Origin of the sequence: Thalassotalea euphylliae, assembly GCF_003390395.1 — a bacterium.
In the GTDB taxonomy this organism is placed as follows: domain Bacteria; phylum Pseudomonadota; class Gammaproteobacteria; order Enterobacterales; family Alteromonadaceae; genus Thalassotalea_F; species Thalassotalea_F euphylliae_C.
In genome coordinates this window covers 4,294,569-4,316,448 of record NZ_QUOV01000001.1, presented here as the reverse complement: position 1 = coordinate 4,316,448, position 21,880 = coordinate 4,294,569, and the positions used below count along the sequence as shown (strand labels likewise).

Below are 21,880 nucleotides of genomic sequence, written 5' to 3'. Positions count from 1 at the left end.
TGTATACTCTCGGCAACGCTAGTTAACGAGACTTCTTCTATGGCAATTCGCCTGCCTTTGGCAAAATTATCTTTATGGCAACAAACCGCATTTTGTTGCGCATTACTGGAGCGCATGTTGCCCAACTATGCGATGTTTTCGCAAGCGGCAGAGTTTGGCGACGTTAATGTCCTGCGCAATCAACTTGATTTGATTTGGCAGCGCCTTGATAGCAAGCAAAAAGTTAAACTAAATTTCGACGCTCAGTTGGAAAAATTAGAAGAACAAATTCCTGATCCAGAAGCCTTTGACTTCTTTGGCGTGTTTCCCGCGCTCGATGTTTGTATGGCATTAATGTCGCTGCTACAGGCTTTACAAAGTAAAGATGCACAAGAGTTTGCTAATGTCTCAAGGTTATCGCACAACAGTGTGAGCTATTATGTTGAGTTGCTGTTAGTAGAAGAAAGTGATGATGCAGATGATGAACTTTCTATTTCACAGCAGCAACTGAATCAGCACCCATTAATGGAATGGGAATTAGCCACTCAAAATGAATTGTTTGATTTTCTTAAGCAAGCGCCTGAAAACAAGAACACCTGTCAGCAAGCGAAGGCGATGGTGTTAGAAGAAGGACTATCGAACTTAGGTATCGAAATTTAAACGTCTTTTTTTGCCATAATCTTTTTTGCAATAGCAGAATAAAAACTTGGAAACCTTCGGATGGAACCACAAGAGTCAAAGGATAAGCAAGCGGTTAGTACTTTAAACAGCCAACAAAAGTTAGCAACCACGCCATCGATTGTCGCCACCTTATTTTGGGCGCTGTTTCTATACATAGTGCCAAGCTTTATCGTCAGCTTTGGCTTTGGCATGTATGCACAAGCTTACGGAGTAGCAAGTGGCGACGCCTGGTTTGCCCAGGTTGAAACCCTACTTGCCATGACGTTTGCAGTTTATTTGATCGTACTGCCCTGCCTATGGTTATTGGCAAAATACAGTCATGAACCCCAGTCCTGCCATAAAACTAGATCAGCCCGACATTTCCTCAACTTGGCTCTGCCATTACCGAAACTCGTATGGTTAGTGATTGTCTTTAGCGCAGCATTTTGGCTAATGATGACGATCGCAACTTATGTCTTGGCGCTTGAAGAAGAGCCATTTATGGAGCAGCTCAAGAACTCTGCCACGCCAATATGGTTTATTGTGTTGAATACGTGTATGTTGGCGCCCATCGTTGAAGAACTTGTTTTTCGGGGCTGGCTATTTAAGCGCTTCGCCTTAACGCAATTGGGGCAGATCGGTGCTATTGCGATCACAAGTTTGTTGTTCGCAGCCATTCACATTCAATACAGTATGGCAGGCATCATTTTCGTATTTGTATTGGGACTTTACTTCACTTGGATACGGGTAAAATACCAAAGTACCAGCTTAGCGATCGTAGCTCACGCAACCTGCAATAGCCTAACCATGTTTGCTTTGTATTACTTATACTAACTGGTACAAGCGATAGGTAACTTGGCCTGCAGTTTTCTCTTTTGCTAACTGCCAATTTGCTGGCACACTTGGTGTTGGGCTATCGGATTCTGTTTCTACATAAACTAACGCGTTTTCACTAAGCCAACCTGAAGTGAGCAAGTCAATGGTTTGCTGAGCCAGTTGTTGCCTAAATGGTGGATCAATAAATACGATATCGAACTGGTTTGTAGGCTTGGTAAGAAAACCTAATGTGTTGGTATTCACCACCTCTAGGTTGGTGGCGTTTAGCAACGACTGGTTGGCTTTTAACTGTTTGGCAGCCGCGTCATTGAGTTCGAGCATAGTGACCGTTTCTGCCCCACGCGATTGCGCTTCAAAACCTAAGCTGCCCGCTCCGGCGAAGCAGTCTAAGCAGTTACTGCCTTGAATATCTGTCATTAACCAGTTGAATAAGGTTTCTTTAACGCGATCGGTTGTTGGACGCAGGCCGTCAGATGACAAAACAGGCAGTTTTCTTCCTCTGTGCTGACCTGCAATGATACGAATTGAGCTAGTTGATTTTTGTGACTTAGCTGTCGAAGAAGTCGTTGAGCGTTTGCGAGCGCGCGCTTTATTCATTTAGCATTACTCATTTATTTGATCTGATTGACATCGAGCCAATTAAAATAAGGCGTCTGGTTTTTCAAGACAGAATTAGGTGGTAATATAGCGACCAATTTTATCTGGTATCCGCTTGCTTGGCTATAAGGATGCCAAACCTATCGAATTGACAACACACTGGAGACATTCTTTAAGATGGCATGTCGTCGAGGTGATGTCTGGCTGAGATTGTCTGCATCAAGTTAACTTAATGCTGTGACCATGGCTAAAGTACGAACCAAACTTGCTTAATCGAGCAAGCGCAACCAAGTAATAAATAGTAGATATTATGGCAAAGAAAAAAGGCTTATTTTCTCGTTTTGGTCGAGGCAAACAGAATTCCCCTGAGCAAGAAGTTGCCAGTGAATCAAGTGTAAGTTCAGCTGAAACCGAACAGAAAAAACAAGGTTTCTGGTCGAAATTAGGCTTTGGTAAAGACGACACATCAAGTGATGTAAACGATGCACAGGTTAGCGAACCCCAAACTAACGAATCAACAATCACTGAATCAACCACTACGGAATCAAAAAGCAGCGAAGCAGTGCCTGCTAACACTGAAACGACCGAGCAAGATACGCCGGTTGCAGAAGTAGATGCATCACAACAGCAGCCACAAGTTGAGCAAACAGCGTCTGTTGATGAAGCACCAATTGATGAAAAGCCAATCGAACCAGAAGCAGCCGTATCAGAAACAGTCGTTGAAGCTGCCAGTGATCTAAACCTTGAGCCTGTTGAAGAAAAGCCTCTTGTTTCAGCCGATAGCGATATCAATAATGTCTTGCCAGAGCCAGAGCCAGAGCCAGAGCCAGAGCCAGAGCCAGAGCCAGAGCCAGAGCCAGAGCCAGAGCCAGAGCCAGAGCCAGAGCCAGAGCAGAAAAAAGGCTTCTTTGCACGTTTAAAACAGAGCTTAAGCAAAACTCGCCAAAACCTAGGTGGCGGTATTTTCGACCTGTTTCGTGGTAAAAAAATTGATGATGATCTATTTGAAGAATTAGAAACTCACCTATTGCTGGCGGATGTCGGTGTTGATACCACAATGAAAATTATCGACTCACTGACTGATGCTGCGTCGAGAAAGCAGCTTAAAGATGCAGAAGCGCTTTATGACTTGCTTAAAGTGGAATTGAAAAACTTAGTCGACCCCGTTACTCAGCCGCTTGATATTCCAAAAAGCGATACGCCTTACGTAATTTTAATGGTTGGCGTTAATGGTGTGGGTAAAACCACAACCATTGGTAAACTCACCAAGCAACTTCAAGCGCAGGGTAAGTCAGTTATGTTAGCTGCCGGTGATACCTTCCGGGCGGCGGCGGTAGAGCAACTGCAAGTTTGGGGTGAACGCAATGATATTCCAGTGATTGCTCAGCATACCGGAGCCGATAGTGCATCGGTTATCTTTGATGCATTAAATGCTGCTAAAGCGCGTGGCGCTGATGTATTAATTGCCGATACTGCGGGTCGACTACAAAACAAAGGCCACTTGATGGAAGAGTTGAAGAAAGTGGTACGTGTAATGAAGAAAATCGACGAAAACGCACCACACGAAGTGATGCTCACTATAGACGCTGGCACTGGTCAAAACGCGCTTAGTCAAGCGCAGTTATTTGATGAAGCGGTTAACTTATCTGGTATCACATTAACTAAACTTGACGGTACTGCAAAAGGTGGTGTGGTATTCGCGATTGCTGATAAATACCAAATCCCGATTCGCTACATTGGCGTCGGTGAAGGTATTGACGACTTGCGTCCATTTAATAGTGATGACTTTATTGAAGCCTTGTTTAGTAAGGAAAATAGCTAAACGTTGAGCACATAAGGACAAATAGCGTTGGTGGTAATTGTCGCGATAGGCTTTAGTCGTTGCTTTTAAACTCAGGGATGATAACAATAAAGCATTAGTTGCAGCGTTGGTTTACTTAAATTAATCCAACGCTGTGCACGAACAAAAGAAAATAAAGGCAAATTACGGCCAATAAATCAGTCGCACATTAACCTAAACGCTAATAATAACAACAATAAATGATCCGCTTTGACCAAGTAAACAAAACCTACCCCGGCGGCTTCCTTGCTTTAAAGCAAGTGAGCTTTCAAATTGCTCCTGGCGAGATGGCCTTTTTAACAGGCCACTCTGGTGCCGGTAAAAGTACCTTACTTAAGCTGATCAGCCTGATGGAAAAGCCAAGTTCGGGTACCATTCATATCAATAACCAAGACCTCGCTCAGGTCAGCTACCGACAAGTACCTTACATGCGCCGCCATATTGGTATGATTTTCCAAAATCATAACTTACTGATGGATCGCACTGTTTTTGACAATGTTGCGTTGCCATTGATTATTGAAGGTTACAGTCAGAAAGAAATTCGCAAGCGTGTAGATGCGGCGCTAGACAAGGTGCATTTAGGCAACAAACAAAAAAGCTTTCCCAATATGCTTTCAGGTGGCGAACAACAGCGTGTCGGGATTGCACGAGCAATCGTCAACAAGCCCCCTATTCTGCTCGCTGATGAGCCAACGGGTAACCTAGACCCTAAGCTTTCACTGGAAATTATTAAGCTATTTGAAGAGTTTAACTCTGTTGGCGTTTCTGTACTAATTGCCACCCATGACCTTGGTTTAATCGCTCGTATGCGCTATCGCACGCTAACGCTTCGAGCGGGTAATATGATCAATGATGGCCTTGTTGACGGCTTGCAGCCGGATGATGCGATGGCTAATGGTGAAACACGCTATGACTAGTGAATTCCAGCCGCAACAGCAAGCCAAGGTGAGTTTAGTGCAACGCATGCTAGCGTTTCCATTGCGCCATTTGCAGCAAGCAATCGGCAGCTTAGGTGACTTATGGCGCACGCCATTTACCACCTTGATGACGTTACTAGTATTAGGTATTAGCCTTACGTTACCGGCTACTTTGCATTTATTTGTTAAGAATGCCAATACGGTTGTCGCACAGTGGGATTCGGCCTCGGAAATTACCCTGTTTTTAAAGTTGAATATTAATGATAAAGCCGCGCAAAACTTTACCAGTCGAGTAGAGCTTTATCCTGAAGTTGCGGCGGTTGAATATATTTCCGCTGAGCAGGCGTTGAAAGACTTTAAAGCACACTCTGGCTATGGTGATGCGCTGGCTTATCTTGACAGCAACCCCTTGCCAGCAACACTGCTGGTATCGCCAACACAGCGTGCTAGCCAAGCACATGCGGTACGTGATTTACTTGCCAAGCTTGAGCAAGAACGCGAAGTTGACCAAGGTAAGCTTGATTTAGAGTGGTTAACTCGTCTAGAAGCGATGGCAAAGCTGATTGAAGATGTGGTGATAGGCGTTGCATTATTGCTTTGCTTGTCAGTGGTATTAATTATCGGTAATACGATTCGTCTGGCGATACTCAATCAAAAAGACGCTATCGCGGTAATGAAGTTGGTCGGTGCGACCGACAGCTTTATTCAACGGCCATTTATGTATGCTGGCATGTGGTATGGCATTGCGGGTGGTTTTTTCGCAAACTTAGCCATCTTTATTCTTGCTCATTACCTTTCTGGAGCCATTACCGATCTAACTGGCTTATACGGTAGCAAATTTGAGTTAGAAACCTTGTCTGCGAGTGAAAATCTAATTTTACTCTTTGCTGCAATTTTACTGGGTTTGCTAGGTAGTTACTTGTCGGTTCGACAGCACATTCGCGCCATCGAACCAACCGCAGATTAGCAGCTGAGCATACTGTCTGCCCAGCTCATTGCTTCGATATGCGCTGCCGAGCATTTTTCCATATCGAGACCAAATTGTTGTGCGATGCTTTCACTGTGCAGCCATTGCCCTTGTTCAAAGTGCTTGGCCAGGTCTAGGTAATTTGTCAGGTAGATTGCCTCTCCCAGCAAAGCTGATTTGATGTCTTGATCTATGGGTAAAATTTCCACCACGCTCTGAATATCGTGATCTAAAATTCCGTCTATCATCGAAAGCAAGCCGGTTAAAAATGCTTTCGGTGGGTTATCACTGTCTTTAAGTAGCTGGCCAATTTGTTCACAAAATCTTGCTCTGAACAATGATATTCTCATTAACTCGCTGGCTTTATCCTCAGCCAGATCAGATAGTGCCAATAGCGCGATAAACTTTTTCAGTTCAACCTCCCCGATGTAAACAAGCGCATGCTTCAGTGAGGTAATTTGTTGGCTACGGCCATAGGTTGGGCTATTGATAAAACGCAATAGCTTGTAGGTTAAGCCTGGGTCACTACTAAAGATATCGCTGATATGATCAAAGTCGAGCGATATTTTACTGGCTTGATTGATCAATTCTAAAATATTGTGTTTGGTGGTTGTTATCTTCTTCTGTTTCAGCATTTCCGGCTTGGCAAAGAAGTACCCTTGGAACAGTGAAAAGCCTAACATTTTCAATTGTTCGAACTGCTGTGCTGTTTCCACTTTCTCCGCCAATAGAGTTTTGTTGTATGGCTTGATCCGGTTGACATAGCGACTAACTTCAAGAATCGATATCGACAATACATCCACCTTGATAATATCGATATACGGTAAGAACACATCCCACTTAGGATCAAAATCATGATCGTCTAGTGCCAATACATAGCCCTGCTCTTTTAGTGACTTACACGCGGCTAATAATTCGTCGCTGATTGGTACATCTTCAAGAATTTCGATCACGATCTTTTTAGGATCTAAAAAGCTTGGGAAGTGGCGAATTAGCGTATCCGCATGAAAATTGATGTAGGCTGGAAGATCACCCGTAACCTGTTCAACTCCCATAGTTAAATGGTTGTTTGTTAATATATTTGAGGTTGCTTGATCGGGGTTTATGTTGGGAAAGTAATTGCTGTCGCCATCGCGAAAGAGTAATTCATAAGCAACCAATTGTTGGTTGTTGTCGAGGATAGGTTGGCGCGCAACATAGGAATACACAATATTTTACCTTTAATTACAGTCAATGCTTAGCTATTGGTCGGGGATCTTTGCTAAGGTTATGATGTTTCAAGTATAAGTTTTTTAAATATAATCTTAGCCTAGCAGAATACCGTAATTATTTTCATCGGTAGTGAAATAAAATAGTGACATTCATGATCTGGTAATAAAAAGTTGGTATTCATAGTCGCATCGGTAAATAAAGCGTGCTAATATCGCGAGCCGACTATGTGAATATTTTCTATAGTTTCCAGTGTAAATCGAGGTTTTTCAAATGAGTGAATCAATGCAATCAATGGCCTTAACTGTTCCGCAAAGCGGCAGCATTGAAGCATATGTCCAATCTGCATACAGCATCCCTGTGCTCACCGCAGAGCGAGAGCACGAATTAGCCACTCGTTTACATGACCAGCACGATCTTAACGCAGCGCAAGAGCTGATCATGTCGCATCTGCGTTTTGTTATCCATATTGCTAAAAACTATTCAGGATACGGTTTACCGCAAGCTGACCTTATTCAAGAAGGTAACGTTGGCTTAATGAAGGCGGTTAAACGCTTCAACCCAGAAGTGGGTGTGCGCTTGGTTTCTTTTGCTGTGCATTGGATCAAAGCAGAAATTCATGAGTATGTGCTCAAGAACTGGCGTATTGTGAAAGTGGCAACAACCAAAGCACAGCGTAAGTTGTTCTTTAACCTACGTAAGAACAAGAAGCGCTTAGGTTGGTTTAGCAATGATGAAGTGAATACCGTTGCAGAAACGTTAGGGGTTAGCACGAAAGACGTGATGGAAATGGAATCACGTATGAGCAGCCAAGACCAAGCGTTCGAGTTATCATCAGATGATGACGATAGCGCTAGTGCTGGTGGCAACTTCTCTCCTGCTCAATACCTTGAAGATAAGCAGTCTGATTTAGCGCAGTCAGTTGAAGAAGCCAACTGGGAGCAACATGCTAATCAACGACTATCATCAGCCTTGATTACCCTTGATGAACGTAGTCAAGACATTGTTCGTACGCGCTGGTTAGACGATGATAAATCGACGTTGCAAGAGCTTGCTGATAAATACCAAGTATCAGCTGAGCGCATTCGTCAATTAGAGAAAAATGCACTGAATAAATTAAAAAGTGCGATGACTATCTAGTATCTTAGCTTTAATAACTGATTCATATAGAAAGCCGACGTAAGTCGGCTTTTTTGTGCCGAAATCAGGCGCTCAGATTCATAATTTCCTCTAACTTGCTTGATATAACATCAGTCAGGACAGCTAATACTGTGGGCTAGCTTATAGTTGTTAGATAAATGTTACTTAACTCTGGTGATCTAGTTGATTTTTGATAGACTATTTGCCGGAAATAATTCAAATAATTATAAATAATAAGAACAAGTTACTTGAGCGACACCAGTACTGTGGAAGATTCGCTAGCGCAGCGTCAACTTCCTAAATTAAAGTCACTATTAAACAAGTACCGGCAGGTGAAAGCCATGCAGGAGAGCTTGTTACGCCTATCCGAACTTGCGAGCACAGTTACTGAGCTTAAAAATTTTTACCCAGCAATGGTTGAGATCATTGATTCATTGCTGACCACCAACAGTGTTCATATTGCTCTAGTTAATGACCAGAAAGAGCTTGAAATCGTCTACTGTCATAACCCTGTCGAGCATCGACTAGCAGAACACGTCGAATTTAATGACTGGCGCAAAGGCTTAACTGGTCAAGTCTATCTCACGCAACAAGCACTGCACTGCAATGCCGCTGAACGCATGGCACTGGCTAAAGCAGGTAAAATTGTGCTCTATGGTTCAGCTTGTGTCGATTGGTTAGGTGTGCCACTAAGGCGAGGTCATCAGGTTATCGGTGTAATTGCTTTGCAAAGTTACGATCAATCCCTATATTTTGATGACCGAGACTGCCAATTACTTGAATTTATTGGTGAACATCTTGTTACTGCGATAGATCGTGTCAAAAGCCGTGCCTTGCTAGAACAAAGTATTGAGCAAAGAACAAAGAAACTAACCGAATCGAATCGTCGACTACAGCGAGAGATTTGTGAACGCCAGCAAGTAGAAATGACCCACCAGGTACTGTTGGGGGTTTCTGAAGTTGTGGCAACCAGTAAAAACTTACCTAGCTTGTTTGAACAAGTTCATCAGCAGTTGCTCCCTTTGCTTGCGTGCCAGAATTTTTATGTGGTGATTAAGCAATGCAATCAAGATAAGCAAGAATCTACAGAAGTCGTTTATCAAAAAGATGCCGACACCATCGGCATTGATAGTTACAAACGCTTAGCCATATTTACTGAGCTTGCGTTAAAAATTGCGAAACCTCTGGTAATAGCACAAGGTCAATTAGTAACACTTAACGCTGATGGCACGAAAGAGCGTGCGAAATATCTATTAGATTTTGACAGTAAGAGTAAGCCTCAAACTTGGTTAGCAGCGCCATTAATTGAGCATGGTCAGCCAATTGGTATCATTGCGACACAGCACTATTCGAACCAACAAGCGTACCATGAAAAGCATTTAGAAATGTTCCGCTTTGTTGCTCAGCAAGTGACCAGTGCGGTTGTGCGTGAACGAGACTTAAGTTTAGTCGAGCAAAGTAAAGAGTCGCTTGAACAAATTGTTAATGAGCGAACGCAAGCGTTGCAAACGTCAAATTACAAATTACGAATGCAAATTGAAGAGCGTCGTAAAGCGGAGTCGCGTTTGTATTTTGAGGCACATCATGACGCATTAACGCGATTGCCAAATAGAGCGTTGTTTACTGACCGATTAACCCATGCCTTACGTCATATTAAGCGCCATGTAGAGCATAGCTTTGCGGTACTCTTTATTGATCTTGACCGCTTTAAGCTGATTAACGATACACTCGGTCATCATATTGGCGATAAGTTTCTCATTGAAATTGCAGAGCGCCTATCAAGTTGTGTGCGTGATAATGACGTACTTGCTCGTTTAGGTGGTGATGAGTTTGTGATCTTACTTGATTCGCTGACCAATCAAGATGATGTAGAAGACGTTGCTGAACGAATCATTGAAGCGGTAAGTCAACCCTTTGATCTTGATGGGCACTGTTTATACTCGAATGCGAGTATCGGTATTGCACAGTGCACGCCAGCCTACAAAGATGCATCAGAAATCCTGCGCGATGCAGACGCAGCCATGTATCAAGCGAAGAATTTAGGTCGTGGGCGCTATGTGTTTTTTGACGATAGCATGCGTGAGCAGCTGCTTAAAAGCATGACCCTTGAACAAGAGTTAAGAGCTGCGATTAAACAGCAACAGTTTGAATTGCACTATCAACAAATCTCCAATTTAGAGCGCACCAATACCATTGGTTTTGAAGCCTTACTGCGTTGGCAACACCCTGAGAAAGGTTTGTTAACGCCGAGCGAATTCTTGTTTATGGCGGAAGAAACGGGTTTGATTGTTGAGATTGAACGCTGGTTAATTGGTGAAGTGGTAGCGCAATTGTCATTATGGCAATCATCACCAGATATCTCTGCTGAATACCAAAATGCGTTAATCGCCATTAACTTATCAAGCCGATATCTGACGCAGCATAACCAGTTAAACGAACTTATTGCAGTGATCAAAGATCAGAGCATTGAGCCACATCGTTTGATTTTAGAGTTTGATGAATCAGCGATCTTGCCACAGCCTGATTTAGCACTCGCTAGCTTGCGCAAACTCAAGAAGTTAGGCGTTAAATTGGCGCTTGATGATTACGGTGCCTCGCAATCGTCATTTAACTTTATACATCAGTATCCATTTGAATTTATTAAGCTTGATCGCAGCTTTATTCGCAGCTTGAACAACAATGACAAGCACTTATCTTTAGTTACCGCATTGCATCAACTCGGCAATAAATTTGGTTACCGATTAGTTGCCGAAGGCATAGAAAATCAAGAGACGCTAGCTAAGTTGCAAGCGGCTGGGTGTGATTTTGGTCAAGGGTACTTTATCGCTAAGCCAAGTAAACTCGCGCAAGCGATTCTTCCGTTGGAAGATAAAACATACGCCTAGTCGAGATATAAACTTAATCGAGTTTCCAACCAAGTCGTGTTTAAATCCCGCAGTGATATGCATAGCGCGATATCGCTAATCTTCGTTGCTTACCATCGCTATTGATTTTTGTAGAAATAACCTTCTACTCGCAGTGCAATGCCCGGTGTCGTTTTGTAATTTTCGTCTTCAGGCCACTCTAAAAAAGGCTCAACTTCAAAAAATAACCAACGTTTATAGGCGTTAAAACGGTAACGATAGCTCAGCGTGTAGTTGTCGATGATAAAACCATTCTCACCATTTCGCTCCCCTTCAATCACTAATCCCAGTGCTCCCGCGCGTTTTAAAGAATATTGATGCAGGTGATAAAAACCGTGTTTCCAGCGAATACCACTGAACGATTCAGAACCTCGAATGGAATAATCAAAACGGAACTGATTGCGCAGGCTTAATTGATAGTCATACTCTAGAAGTAGTCTTGCCCCTAGTCCGTCATCCACAAAATAAAATAAGGCGGGCTCAACGCGCAGGCCGTGGGTTTTATTCCATGAATAGCGGCTTTTATGGCGTGCACGCACAAAAATATCGCCAGATGAAACGCCCAAGCGAGTATCGGTAATATGATCGCTATCGCTATGATGGACAAAGCGTACAGCAGCTGCGAAAGAATCGTCTTCCACTTGTTCACGAGTGTTGACCACTTCAAGTGGCAGCTGGCTCAAACTATCTTCTTCATCATCGGAAAAGATCAAATCTAAGCGATCTTTAAAATGCGGTAATTTAAGGCGAACGCGAAATTTGTTGTCGAAACCTGATAAGTCTCTGGCTTTAGGTTCCCAGCCAAGTCTAATTCTGGCTTTTACATTTGGCCGCTCTCGGTCATCGTCATCATTGTCAGTAAAAAAACCATCGAACCAGAAGGCGGAACGAAATACAGTATCACTTACTTTGCTGTGCAGGCTTTCCATCCAATCAATTTCAGCTTGGCTTTGGCTACCAACAATGGTGAATTGTTCGTCGGGCTTTATTGGGTTTTGTGGTTTTTCAATTGTTTGAGGTGGCGTGTTATCTGGCTCAGCTGCTGTTTGCTGAGCATTAACAATAGGCGCAATAAAAACACCGCTGATTAGCAGCCAAGCAAGTTTTCTGAGGTAACAAACCGTTCTTGTCATTTACTTCATCCGATGAACAATCAACTACAGCCACTATCATAGTCGCTATCATTAAATTAGCGCTTATTTTGCTACTTTAAAATACCTTTTATATCAATTTAGTATAGGTTTAATACCATTTCGCATAAATAAATGATCGCTCAGCTTGTGATAAAACGCTTTAGTGCAAGGCGCTTGTTTGCACGTAATGGTTACTCCCTTTCAAAGACAAGCAACGAAGCAATAAAGCGTTTTAGCCAAGCCTTTCAGGAACTTTTCAGCGTCCCAGTTACTGCGCAAAACTTTATTGATGTACGACTGCATGGATGCAGGAGGTAGAGTGACTCAGGAGACAAAACCGAGAGCGACTATATCTGCAAAAGTTTTACTTGTACTTGAACCGCTGAAACCGTTCTGAGCTGACCATATTATTATGCGAATTGGTATACGTGAGTTGTCAGCACAGTTGTGATCTGTATCAGTTAAATCACTAAGTGAAACTCGCACTTTGGGTTAGCTTGGGTATAATAGAGCCACAGCGTACATAGTAAGCCTGTTTCAGGTGCCCGTGCGCATCACCAAGATGCATCAATAGGAGCGATTTATGGGTGGTATTAGTATTTGGCAGTTGCTGATTGTCGCAGTGATTGTCATTTTATTGTTCGGTACTAAAAAGTTACGTACATTAGGTACAGATTTAGGCTCGGCAGTAAAAGGTTTCAAGAAAGCGGTATCTGAAGAAAACAACGAAACAACTGCAAAGACTGATTCGTTGGAAGACAATTCCGCACCAGCTAATGTTGAAAAAACGGCTGCAGACAAAGAAAAAGATCGCGCCTAGTTTATGTTCGACATTGGTTTTTGGGAGTTAATGCTGATCGCCGTGATTGGCTTGCTTGTGCTGGGTCCAGAACGATTGCCTGTGGCGATTCGCACAGTACGTGATTGGATCAATGGTGTTCGACAATTCTCGCAATCAGTGAAAACTGAATTGAAAGAAGAGTTGCGTATCAATGAGTTGCATGAAAATCTTAAAAAAGCCGAGCAAAGTGATTTTAAAAATATGTCGCCGCAAGTCGCAGAGTCATTAAAATCGCTGCAAGAAGCTGCTGAAATGGTGAATAGACCATTTCAGCAAACTGAAGCTACGCAGCCAAATCCCGATGCACAACAAAATACCAACCAAGAAGCACTAACCAGCGCTTCTTCGACCACTCAAGAGACGTCCACGCCGAATGACAAACAGTCAGGCTAATTACACTTTATTTGACCACTTGATTGAATTACGCACACGTTTGTTACGTGCCGTTGTAAGTGTCTTGTTGGTTTTTTGCTGCCTAGCGTATTTTGCTCAGGACATTTATCAGTATTTAGCTGAGCCCTTATTAGCGACTATGCCTGAGGGTACGCAAATGATCGCTACCGATGTCGCATCCCCGTTCTTTGCGCCATTTAAGCTCACCATAGTGCTTTCAATTTTTATCGCTATGCCATTGATTTTATATCAAATCTGGGCATTTATTGCGCCGGGTTTATACCAAAACGAGAAGCGACTTGTCGCGCCGTTAATGGTCGGTAGTACCTTGTTGTTTTACGGTGGAATTAGCTTTGCTTATTTTGTGGTTTTTCCACTCGCTTTTGCTTTTTTTACCTCGGTCGCCCCCGAAGGTGTGACCATAGCAACCGATATCAGTAGCTATTTAGACTTTGTGTTGAAGCTGTTTTTTGCCTTTGGCGCAGCATTTGAGATCCCTATTGCGATCATGTTGCTGTGCTGGACTGGCTTTACTAGCCCTGAAAGCTTGCGTAAAAAACGACCTTACATCGTTGTTGCCGCGTTTGTTGTTGGTATGCTTTTGACACCACCAGATATTATTTCCCAAACCTTGCTTGCGATTCCAATGCTCTTATTGTTTGAGCTTGGCTTATTGTTAGCGGGCTTTTATCAGAAAAAGGAAGCCGTTGAGGCATCAGAGGAGCAGTAGTGAAAAAAATCACGCTAATGTTATCACTTGTTTTTATCAGCTTAACGGCTAGCGCTAACCCGTCGCATAGCCTGAAGGCACAGTTGTTAACTTGTCAAAGCGAAGCGGACAGCTTGAAACGTCTTGTGTGTTACGATGGCGTTGCTAAGTCATTATCATCAGAGTTGCCGGCTAAGCAGCCAGCAGTTAATGCTGATAAAGTGCCGGCAACTGCCAGCGAAAACGTTTTAGCAGCAGCACCGGCTAAGAAGTCGCCTAAAATTGTGCAGGTTGATGCAGAAGATATCTTTGGTCAGGAAGCAAAGTTTAAATCAAGCCAAGTTGACGAGGTGCGCTTTGTGATTAAATCTGCCACCTTGTCTAAGCGAAAGAAATGGCGCTTTGTGTTTGAGAATGGACAAAAGTGGGAGCAAAAAGATACCGATCGTTTTGCCAAGTTTGTTGCTGGTCAAGAAGTTATTATCAAACGTGGCGTGATGAACGCGTTTTATTTGAAAAAACCAGATGCCAATCGCACAATTCGAGTTAAACGCATTAAATAGCGCGTAACTAGCATGATTGATATTGGGGTTAACCTCACGAGTACTCGTTTTGATAAGGATCGTGAAGAGGTTGTTGCCACTGCACTAAGCAGTGGGCTTAGCCATTTGATGATCACAGGTACTACGGTTGCTGAAAGTGAACAGGCATTGGCGCTTGCCAATGCGAACAATAAGTTCCTTTCTGCCACTGCTGGCGTTCACCCTCATTATGCAGATCATGTTGCGCCAGATTATCTCGATGTTTTAACCGAATTGGCGCAGTCACCACAAGTTAAAGCGATTGGTGAATGTGGGCTGGATTTTAATCGAAACTTCTCTGCACCTGCTCAGCAAGTCAACGTTTTTCGCGAACAAGTGCAATTAGCCAGTCGTCTAGCGTTGCCGCTGTTCTTGCATCAACGAGATGCATTTGAAGACTGGCTCGCTATTTTAAAACCTTATATTGATCAAGTCCCCGCCATGGTTGCTCATTGCTTTACCGGTAATGAACAAGAATTAATTCAGTGTGTGGAAAACGGTATTTACATAGGCATTACCGGTTGGGTTTGCGATGAACGCCGTGGCGCTGAACTACAGACCGCGGTTCGAGCACTGCCGCTCGAGTACTTGATGATTGAAACCGATGCGCCCTACCTGACCCCGCGTACGATCAGGCCGCGTCCTAAATCTAGCCGCAATGAACCTAAATACCTGCGCTATGTCGCGGAGCAAATTGCCGAATTGAAGCAAGTTGATGTTGATGAGGTCATCGCGATAAGTACCGCCAACGCTAAAAAGGTTTTTTCGTTGTGATTAAGGCTGTGGTTGTGACTACGGTTGTTCGGTGTTTAGCCTTGTTGTGTTTGTGGCATTCGCTTGTCGCTACTGCTAGCCATGACGTAGTGCATTTGACCAAAGCACCTCAAGGAAATGCCCTTGGTACCCAGGGAAATAGCACCGTTGAAATTAGCGCCTTATACAAGGCTTCACAAGATGACATCCAAACTCACCCCAAAAATATAGAACAAATTGCTAGCGCTGATACGGCTTGGCAGAAGCTCGAATCACAGCATTTACCGATTGCCGAAGGAGGTAATTGGTACAAGGTAGTTATTAATAACCCTAGTCAGGCGTTTGCAACGAGTTTTGTTACCCTAGGTAACGATATTGTTTTTAGCTCGTTTAATGTATTTAGTGAAGCTCACGGACAACAAATACACCAAGAATCAACGACGCTGTTAGCGACTAATCATTGGTTAACGGAATTAACGTTAGCGCCTAACGAATATCGCACGCTATATATTCAGTTGCGCTCTAGCAGTGAATTATATCGCCCAATCAGTGTTGAAAGTGGTCAGCAATTTACCGCTAAACAAGGGAGTTTACAGTATCGCAATGCTTTTGCGGTTGGTGCGGTTGTGGCGATTGCCATTATGTCGTTATTGCTGGGGATCACGGTTAGAGACAAAGCACTCGCTTGGCTATCAGTTTATTTTTTCTTACGTGCGGGCTTACTCTCTGTATTGGTGGGCGGCCACCTCTATTACCTCTTCCCGAATCATGACGAACTTAGAGGTATCGAGTTATTAGCCTTGGTTGGCCTAAGTACCTTGGCATTTATCTGGTTTACAGTTTACCTCTTCCAATTGACCAAACTCATGCCAATTGTGGTCAAGTTTGCCAAATTTGCTTCCCTGCTATTGATTGCTATTTCACTAGTGAGCTTTTACTTACCACTTTCAGCTATCGTGCTGTCAACTAACATAGTTTTCATTGCGATGTTGGTCGCTCTGTTTACGCTTGGGTTGTACTTGCATCAGCGCAAGCAAAGATTGGCCTTGCTCTTCAGCGTCATAATGGCAGTGCAATTTTTGTTTGGATTAATTATATCGCTCGGCCTGTTTTTTGATATTTCACCATTTAGTGCGCGAGAGTCACTTTTGGTTGTTTCATTCTTGTTTAACGTAATACTTGTCGTGTTTTTGATCTGTCGTATGTACTACTACCAAATGCAAGACAAGCAGTTAGCGCAAAAGCAAGCCTTAGCGAATGCAATGACTTCTAAGCAAGCTCATGAAAAACTGATAGCGCTGCAAGAAGAAAACCAAGAAGAGTTGGAACAACGAGTTCAAGAGCGCACGCTAGAATTAAACATTGCGCTGACTGAACTGGAAGAAGCGAATCGCGAGTTAGAGCAAAAGAACACCATCGATGAATTGACGGGTTTGTATAATCGCCGCTTTTACGATCAGCGTATGTTGGCGGAATATCGCCGAAGTAAACGAAATCTGACGCCGCTAAGTTTAGTCGTAATTGACCTCGATTATTTTAAGCGAGTGAATGATAAATACGGTCACCTTGCGGGTGATCAGTGTTTAAGCTGGTTAGCTCAACATATTAAACAAAGCTTGAAACGCAGTACCGATATTGGTTGCCGATACGGCGGTGAGGAGTTTTGCTTGATTTTACCCGATACCGATCAAGCGGGTGCGATTAGCCTAGCTGAAGAGTTAAGAAAAGCTGTGCAGTCGTTTGATTTTGTTTATCACGAACAACACATTTCATTGACCGTAAGTTGTGGCATTGCCACTTATACGCAGCAAGAACACATCGAACCTGCACACATCTTTTGTGCGGCCGATAAGGCCTTGTATCAAGCGAAGCATAATGGTCGCAACCAAATTAAAACCCAAGAAATTTCCCCAGACTTATTGATTCAGGAGCACTCTCATGACTAATGCCTTTGGCCAGTACCCTGCTCGACGTATGCGCCGTATGCGTAAAGATGATTTCTCTCGCCGCTTGATGGCAGAGCATCAATTAACGGTGAATGACTTAATTTACCCAGTTTTTGTTTTAGAAGGCGAGAATCAGCGTGAAGTCATAGAATCTATGCCAGGCGTTGAACGCAAGAGCATTGATTTGCTGCTTGAAGAAGCGAAAGAGCTCGTTGAGCTGGGCGTACCAGCTGTCGCTTTATTTCCAGTGACACCGCAGGCACAAAAGTCGTTAATGGCTGAAGAAGCTTACAACCCTGATGGCTTGGCACAACGTGCCGTACGCGCATTAAAATCAGCTTTTCCAGAGCTAGGTGTTATTACCGATGTTGCATTAGATCCATTCACCACCCATGGCCAAGATGGCATTATTGATGAAGAAGGCTACGTGATTAACGAAGTCACTAAAGACATTTTAGTGAAACAAGCGTTGTCTCATGCAGAAGCTGGCGCTGATGTTGTCGCGCCGTCTGATATGATGGACGGTCGAGTAGGCGCAATTCGCGAAGCTCTTGAAGCGGCGGGACACTTCAATACTCGTATACTTGCATACTCAGCTAAATACGCTTCTAACTACTATGGCCCATTCCGTGACGCGGTTGGCTCTAGCGGTAATCTCAAAGGTGGTAACAAGTATACCTATCAAATGGATCCGGCTAATAGTAATGAAGCAATGCATGAAATTGCGCAAGACATTGCTGAAGGCGCAGATATGGTAATGGTAAAGCCGGGTATGCCTTATCTTGATATTGTTCGCCGTGTTAAAGACGAATTTACCGTGCCTACTTATGCCTATCAAGTGAGTGGAGAGTACGCTATGCATATGGCGGCAATTCAAAACGGCTGGTTAGCGGAAAAACCGTGTGTAATGGAAGGTTTACTGGCATTCAAACGTGCTGGTGCTGACGGCATTTTGACCTATTTTGCCAAGCAAGTTGCGCGTTGGTTAAAAGAAGAAAACTAGCTTTTATGCTCACCTTTTAGCGCCAACCCAACAATAGATACCCGATCACCTGATATGGCATTGGGTATCTATTGTGAATCTATTTAGTCAGGCACGCTGCGACTTGTGCTGTGTTAACAAGCGATGGTCAGATCTAGACCTAGTGCACGAAGTTGCTGACGTTCATGAAGCAATTCATCACTAATTAACGGATGTGCTTCTAGCCACTGACTTGGCAAACATAAATTTATCATTCGCTCGTTAACACTGGTGTTGTATTGCGGCAAAACGTCGTCTTTGCGGCGGCGACACAAAATAATCGCTAGTCGCAATATCGCTAAAAGCCGAGTGGCAGTTAACGTATCTGTAATTGCCAACTCTGCCATCGCATTGGCTGGAATATCACCTTTAGAGAGCCTCACTAAATTTACCAAAAGCTGACGCTCCGTTTGATCAAAGCCAGGTAAATCGGCGTGTTGCAAAATATAGGCTCCATGGCGCTGGTGATTTTTGTACGACAATAGCAAGCCGACTTCATGTAGTTGGCAAGCGCAGCTTAAAAGCTGTTTTAGGTTGTCATCGTGCAGCTGCCAATTATCAGCATAGCCATTGAACAAGTGCATAGCTTGGTGGCTAACGCGTTCAGCGTGAGCGACATCAATATGAAAACGCTCAACTAAAGAGTCAACCGTGCGCGTTCTGATATGCAATGAGCGCATATCTGGCAGCATCTCGTAGAGTAAACCTTCGCGCAAAGCGCCGCTAGAAAGCTGTAAAGCGTTAATTTCGAAGGTTTCAAATAATGCGATTAGAATCGCTAAACCACTGGCCAGTACCGGTGAACGTTCACTGGTTAATCCGCCGATATTGATTTGCTCAATTTGTCCTGCGCTAATCAGTTGCGCTTTGACTTCCTGCATAAAGGCTAAAGTGACAATGGCAGAGCGGTTTTGGTGCATCAATATTTCTGCTAACGCTTGCATCGTGCCAGAGCCACCAAGCACATGTTGCCAATTAAAGTCGCTGTATTGCGCAATGTATGGCAAAAGGTGTGATTTCGCTTCGGCAATCGCCTTACTAAATGCGGCTTCATCAATGTTACCAGCACAGAAAAACTGCTGATTAAAGGTAACGCAACCCATGTTTAAACTGATGGCATGGTGAATATCGAAATCTTCGCCAGCGATAATCTCAGTGCTGGCTCCGCCAATATCTAAGACTAACTTTCGTGAGCTGCATTCACTCGTATGTGCCACACCAAGGTAGATACGCTCTGCCTCTTCAATACCCGAAAGTAAGCGCACTGGCTGTTTTAATACGGTTTGTGCACGAGAGAGGAAGTGTTCGGCATTATTGGCAATGCGCAAGGTTGCAGTCGCCACAATACGGATGTTTTCTGGCGCGATATCTTGTAAACGCTCTGCAAAAAAGCTTAAACACTCAAGGCCGCGACCAATGGCTTCTTCTGATAAGTTCAGTTGCTCGTCTAAGCCTGAGGCAAGGCGCACCTTGCGCTTTACCTTGTCAACCGTTTGTACGCCATCTGCGACTAAACGGGTGATCAACATATGAAAGCTATTTGAGCCCAAGTCGATCACCGCATAAAGTGGGCTAGGTGCGGCGTACTGCTGACTTTTCATTGCTTATCTGCGTCCGTTTCGCGCTCTGTTTTGACCACCGTTGTGTGGCTTATGGCGACGGTGACGAGGCTTAGGCTTAGGTAGGTCTGTTAGTAGCGCATCAGGGTCGTACTTGCTGACCGGCAGTGTATGACCAATATAGTTCTCGATTGCTGGCAAATTGAAAACGTAATCTTCACAAGCAAAGCTAATAGCATGACCTGTTTCGCCTGCGCGCCCAGTACGACCAATGCGGTGGACATAATCTTCAAAGTCGTCCGGCAAGTCGTAGTTAAATACATGCGTAACGGCCGGAATGTGCAAGCCTCGTGCGGCGACATCGGTTGCCACTAAAATATCTAGATGCCCTTTTGTGAACTGCTCTAGAATTTTCAGGCGTTTTTTCTGCATTACATCGCCAGTTAGCAGGCCAACGCGCACCTTGTCAGCATCAAGGTGGGCATAAATGCTGTCACACATGTGTTTGGTATTGGCGAAAATAATGGCTTTTTCTGGCCACTCCTCTTCAACAAGGGTTTGCAATAACGCCATTTTGTCATCGTTTGATGGATAGAAGAGCTCTTCGGTAATACGCGTATTGGTTTTTTGCTCTGGGGCAACTTCAACACTGACCGGATCGTTCATATGCTCAAACGCAAGCTCTTTCACGCGAAACGATAAAGTCGCAGAAAATAGCATATTCAAGCGCTTGGCGGCCGCTGGCATTTTGCGGAACATATAGCGAATGTCTTTAATAAACCCTAAATCGAACATGCGATCGGCTTCATCAAGGACAACAACCTCGATATTGCTCAGCTGATATACGCCTTGCTTGAAGTAGTCAATTAATCGGCCACAAGTACCAATTAAAATATCTACCCCTTGCTCCAACTCTTGGCGTTGAGATTCATAACCTTCGCCCCCATATACCACACCAAGACGTAATCCCGTGCTTTTGGCCATAGCTTTTGCATCGTTGTGAATTTGAATCGCTAATTCACGCGTTGGTGCCATGATTAAGGCGCGCGGCTGATTATGATCAACTTTGCCTTGTTGCAATAAGTGGTGAAAGGTTGCAGATAAAAATGCGATGGTTTTACCTTCGCCGGTTTGTGCTTGACCGGCGATATCTTTGCCTGCTAGTAAAACAGGTAACGATTTTGCTTGAATATTGGTGCAGTGCTCGAAGCCCATAGCTTCAAGGCCTGTAACAACTTGCGTAGCAAGCCCAAGGTCGGCAAACTTGGTTTCAGTTAAGTGTGTTTTTTTCATGCAGCAAGCTTAACAGGTTATCAGGCGTTAAAAAATGATTGATAACAGGAAAACGCGAAAAACAGGCCAACTTGGCGGCGCAAGCGAAACAAACGACCTAAATTGCACTTGGTATAATAAAAAACTCTATTGAATTATTCGCATAACTATATGAGCAAGGTATACTCTTGCTCGTATAACTTGCAAGGTATCTAGTAACGGAGAAAGAAATGAGCGATAAAATACTTCAGCTAACAGACGACAGCTTTGACGCTGATGTAATCAACGCATCAGGTTTAGTATTGGTTGATTTTTGGGCTGAATGGTGTGGTCCTTGTAAAATGATTGCCCCACTACTTGACGATATTGCGCAAGAGTATGACGGTCAGCTTACCGTTGGTAAATTAAACATTGACCAAAATGCAGGTACTCCACCGAAGTACGGTATTCGCGGTATCCCAACGTTATTGTTATTCAAAGACGGTAACGTTGCTGACACTAAAGTAGGTGCATTATCAAAAACTCAGTTAAAAGAGTTTATTGACGCAAACCTATAAGTGATCAACGAAAAGCTCAGCCATTGCTGAGCTTTTTCTTTTGCGCTTGAAAAGCATTTGAATAAT

The 21,880-nt window shown here is 43.7% G+C and carries 20 protein-coding genes; 15 read left to right on the top strand and 5 right to left on the bottom strand.

The window, feature by feature from the left end:
- Positions 1-39: 39 nt before the first annotated feature.
- Positions 40-639 (top strand): YjaG family protein, encoded by a 600-nt coding sequence (locus tag DXX92_RS18840; protein WP_116002201.1) that lies wholly within the window; start codon positions 40-42, stop codon positions 637-639.
- A gap of 60 nt (positions 640-699) precedes the next feature.
- Positions 700-1,473 (top strand): CPBP family intramembrane glutamic endopeptidase, encoded by a 774-nt coding sequence (locus tag DXX92_RS18835; RefSeq protein ID WP_116002200.1) that lies wholly within the window; start codon positions 700-702, stop codon positions 1,471-1,473.
- Here DXX92_RS18835 and rsmD read toward each other — a convergent pair.
- Positions 1,465-2,073 (bottom strand): 16S rRNA (guanine(966)-N(2))-methyltransferase RsmD, encoded by a 609-nt coding sequence (gene rsmD / locus DXX92_RS18830; RefSeq protein WP_116002199.1) that lies wholly within the window; start codon positions 2,071-2,073, stop codon positions 1,465-1,467. The two genes, DXX92_RS18835 and rsmD, sit on opposite strands and share 9 nt — an antisense overlap.
- Positions 2,074-2,383: 310 nt before the next feature.
- Here rsmD and ftsY point away from each other — a divergent pair, with 310 nt between their 5' ends.
- From ftsY to ftsX, 3 genes are all read left to right on the top strand, one after another.
- A complete protein-coding gene (gene ftsY / locus DXX92_RS18825; protein WP_116002198.1) occupies positions 2,384-3,895 on the top strand; it encodes a signal recognition particle-docking protein FtsY in 1,512 nt (503 codons plus the stop codon).
- A 218-nt stretch (positions 3,896-4,113) separates the two neighbouring features.
- The gene (gene ftsE / locus DXX92_RS18820) at positions 4,114-4,830 is read left to right on the top strand and encodes a cell division ATP-binding protein FtsE (protein ID WP_116002197.1); all 717 of its coding nucleotides are present in this window, start codon (positions 4,114-4,116) and stop codon (positions 4,828-4,830) included.
- The gene (ftsX, locus tag DXX92_RS18815; RefSeq protein ID WP_116002196.1) at positions 4,823-5,797 is read left to right on the top strand and encodes a permease-like cell division protein FtsX; all 975 of its coding nucleotides are present in this window, start codon (positions 4,823-4,825) and stop codon (positions 5,795-5,797) included. Before ftsE ends, ftsX begins: the two co-directional genes overlap by 8 nt.
- Here ftsX and DXX92_RS18810 read toward each other — a convergent pair.
- Complete coding sequence (locus DXX92_RS18810; protein WP_116002195.1) at positions 5,794-7,005, bottom strand: EAL and HDOD domain-containing protein; 1,212 nt, start codon at positions 7,003-7,005, stop codon at positions 5,794-5,796. The two genes, ftsX and DXX92_RS18810, sit on opposite strands and share 4 nt — an antisense overlap.
- Before the next feature lie 274 nt (positions 7,006-7,279).
- Here DXX92_RS18810 and rpoH point away from each other — a divergent pair, with 274 nt between their 5' ends.
- Positions 7,280-8,146, top strand: a complete 867-nt coding sequence (gene rpoH, locus DXX92_RS18805) for an RNA polymerase sigma factor RpoH (RefSeq protein ID WP_116002194.1) — start codon at positions 7,280-7,282, stop codon at positions 8,144-8,146.
- 248 nt (positions 8,147-8,394) lie between these two features.
- A complete protein-coding gene (locus tag DXX92_RS18800) occupies positions 8,395-11,031 on the top strand; it encodes a sensor domain-containing phosphodiesterase (RefSeq protein WP_116002193.1) in 2,637 nt (878 codons plus the stop codon).
- A 98-nt stretch (positions 11,032-11,129) separates the two neighbouring features.
- Here the strand turns inward: DXX92_RS18800 and DXX92_RS18795 are convergent, their stop codons facing one another.
- Positions 11,130-12,182, bottom strand: a complete 1,053-nt coding sequence (locus DXX92_RS18795) for a hypothetical protein (protein ID WP_116002192.1) — start codon at positions 12,180-12,182, stop codon at positions 11,130-11,132.
- A 583-nt stretch (positions 12,183-12,765) separates the two neighbouring features.
- Here DXX92_RS18795 and tatA point away from each other — a divergent pair.
- Genes tatA through hemB form a run of 7 tightly spaced genes read left to right on the top strand, consistent with a single transcriptional unit; the run spans position 12,766 to position 18,408 of the window.
- Complete coding sequence (gene tatA, locus DXX92_RS18785; protein WP_116002190.1) at positions 12,766-13,002, top strand: Sec-independent protein translocase subunit TatA; 237 nt, start codon at positions 12,766-12,768, stop codon at positions 13,000-13,002.
- A 3-nt stretch (positions 13,003-13,005) separates the two neighbouring features.
- Positions 13,006-13,416 carry a Sec-independent protein translocase protein TatB gene (gene tatB, locus DXX92_RS18780; RefSeq protein WP_116002189.1) on the top strand — a complete coding sequence of 137 codons (411 nt, stop codon included), beginning with the start codon at positions 13,006-13,008 and terminating at the stop codon, positions 13,414-13,416.
- On the top strand, positions 13,397-14,146 hold the full coding sequence (tatC, locus tag DXX92_RS18775; protein ID WP_116002188.1) for a twin-arginine translocase subunit TatC: 750 nt from the start codon (positions 13,397-13,399) through the stop codon (positions 14,144-14,146). The genes tatB and tatC overlap by 20 nt, the downstream gene beginning before the upstream one ends.
- Entirely contained in the window at positions 14,146-14,688 is a 543-nt protein-coding gene (locus DXX92_RS18770; RefSeq protein WP_116002187.1) for a hypothetical protein, read from the top strand. Before tatC ends, DXX92_RS18770 begins: the two co-directional genes overlap by 1 nt.
- A 12-nt stretch (positions 14,689-14,700) precedes the next feature.
- Entirely contained in the window at positions 14,701-15,480 is a 780-nt protein-coding gene (locus DXX92_RS18765; protein ID WP_116002186.1) for a TatD family hydrolase, read from the top strand.
- Between the two features lie 14 nt (positions 15,481-15,494).
- Positions 15,495-17,405, top strand: a complete 1,911-nt coding sequence (locus DXX92_RS18760) for a sensor domain-containing diguanylate cyclase (protein ID WP_181901791.1) — start codon at positions 15,495-15,497, stop codon at positions 17,403-17,405.
- Positions 17,398-18,408 (top strand): porphobilinogen synthase, encoded by a 1,011-nt coding sequence (hemB, locus tag DXX92_RS18755; protein WP_116002184.1) that lies wholly within the window; start codon positions 17,398-17,400, stop codon positions 18,406-18,408. Before DXX92_RS18760 ends, hemB begins: the two co-directional genes overlap by 8 nt.
- A 113-nt stretch (positions 18,409-18,521) precedes the next feature.
- On the opposite strand, the gene DXX92_RS18750 is transcribed toward hemB, so the two are convergent.
- Both DXX92_RS18750 and rhlB read right to left on the bottom strand, forming a co-directional pair.
- The gene (locus tag DXX92_RS18750; RefSeq protein ID WP_116002183.1) at positions 18,522-20,027 is read right to left on the bottom strand and encodes a guanosine-5'-triphosphate,3'-diphosphate pyrophosphatase; all 1,506 of its coding nucleotides are present in this window, start codon (positions 20,025-20,027) and stop codon (positions 18,522-18,524) included.
- Between the two features lie 3 nt (positions 20,028-20,030).
- Positions 20,031-21,278, bottom strand: a complete 1,248-nt coding sequence (gene rhlB / locus DXX92_RS18745) for an ATP-dependent RNA helicase RhlB (protein WP_116002182.1) — start codon at positions 21,276-21,278, stop codon at positions 20,031-20,033.
- 209 nt (positions 21,279-21,487) lie between these two features.
- On the opposite strand from rhlB, the gene trxA reads away from it, so the two are divergent.
- Positions 21,488-21,814 (top strand): thioredoxin TrxA, encoded by a 327-nt coding sequence (gene trxA / locus DXX92_RS18740; RefSeq protein WP_116002181.1) that lies wholly within the window; start codon positions 21,488-21,490, stop codon positions 21,812-21,814.
- Positions 21,815-21,880: the final 66 nt, after the last annotated feature.

Coding starts and splice junctions, on each gene's coding strand:
- DXX92_RS18840 (WP_116002201.1), top strand. CDS start 40: ATGGCAATTCGCCTGCCTTTGGCAAAATTATCTTTATGGCAACAAACC.
- DXX92_RS18835 (WP_116002200.1), top strand. CDS start 700: ATGGAACCACAAGAGTCAAAGGATAAGCAAGCGGTTAGTACTTTAAAC.
- rsmD (WP_116002199.1), bottom strand. CDS start 2,073: ATGAATAAAGCGCGCGCTCGCAAACGCTCAACGACTTCTTCGACAGCT.
- ftsY (WP_116002198.1), top strand. CDS start 2,384: ATGGCAAAGAAAAAAGGCTTATTTTCTCGTTTTGGTCGAGGCAAACAG.
- ftsE (WP_116002197.1), top strand. CDS start 4,114: ATGATCCGCTTTGACCAAGTAAACAAAACCTACCCCGGCGGCTTCCTT.
- ftsX (WP_116002196.1), top strand. CDS start 4,823: ATGACTAGTGAATTCCAGCCGCAACAGCAAGCCAAGGTGAGTTTAGTG.
- rpoH (WP_116002194.1), top strand. CDS start 7,280: ATGAGTGAATCAATGCAATCAATGGCCTTAACTGTTCCGCAAAGCGGC.
- DXX92_RS18795 (WP_116002192.1), bottom strand. CDS start 12,182: ATGACAAGAACGGTTTGTTACCTCAGAAAACTTGCTTGGCTGCTAATC.
- tatA (WP_116002190.1), top strand. CDS start 12,766: ATGGGTGGTATTAGTATTTGGCAGTTGCTGATTGTCGCAGTGATTGTC.
- tatB (WP_116002189.1), top strand. CDS start 13,006: ATGTTCGACATTGGTTTTTGGGAGTTAATGCTGATCGCCGTGATTGGC.
- tatC (WP_116002188.1), top strand. CDS start 13,397: ATGACAAACAGTCAGGCTAATTACACTTTATTTGACCACTTGATTGAA.
- DXX92_RS18765 (WP_116002186.1), top strand. CDS start 14,701: ATGATTGATATTGGGGTTAACCTCACGAGTACTCGTTTTGATAAGGAT.
- hemB (WP_116002184.1), top strand. CDS start 17,398: ATGACTAATGCCTTTGGCCAGTACCCTGCTCGACGTATGCGCCGTATG.
- DXX92_RS18750 (WP_116002183.1), bottom strand. CDS start 20,027: ATGAAAAGTCAGCAGTACGCCGCACCTAGCCCACTTTATGCGGTGATC.
- rhlB (WP_116002182.1), bottom strand. CDS start 21,278: ATGAAAAAAACACACTTAACTGAAACCAAGTTTGCCGACCTTGGGCTT.
- trxA (WP_116002181.1), top strand. CDS start 21,488: ATGAGCGATAAAATACTTCAGCTAACAGACGACAGCTTTGACGCTGAT.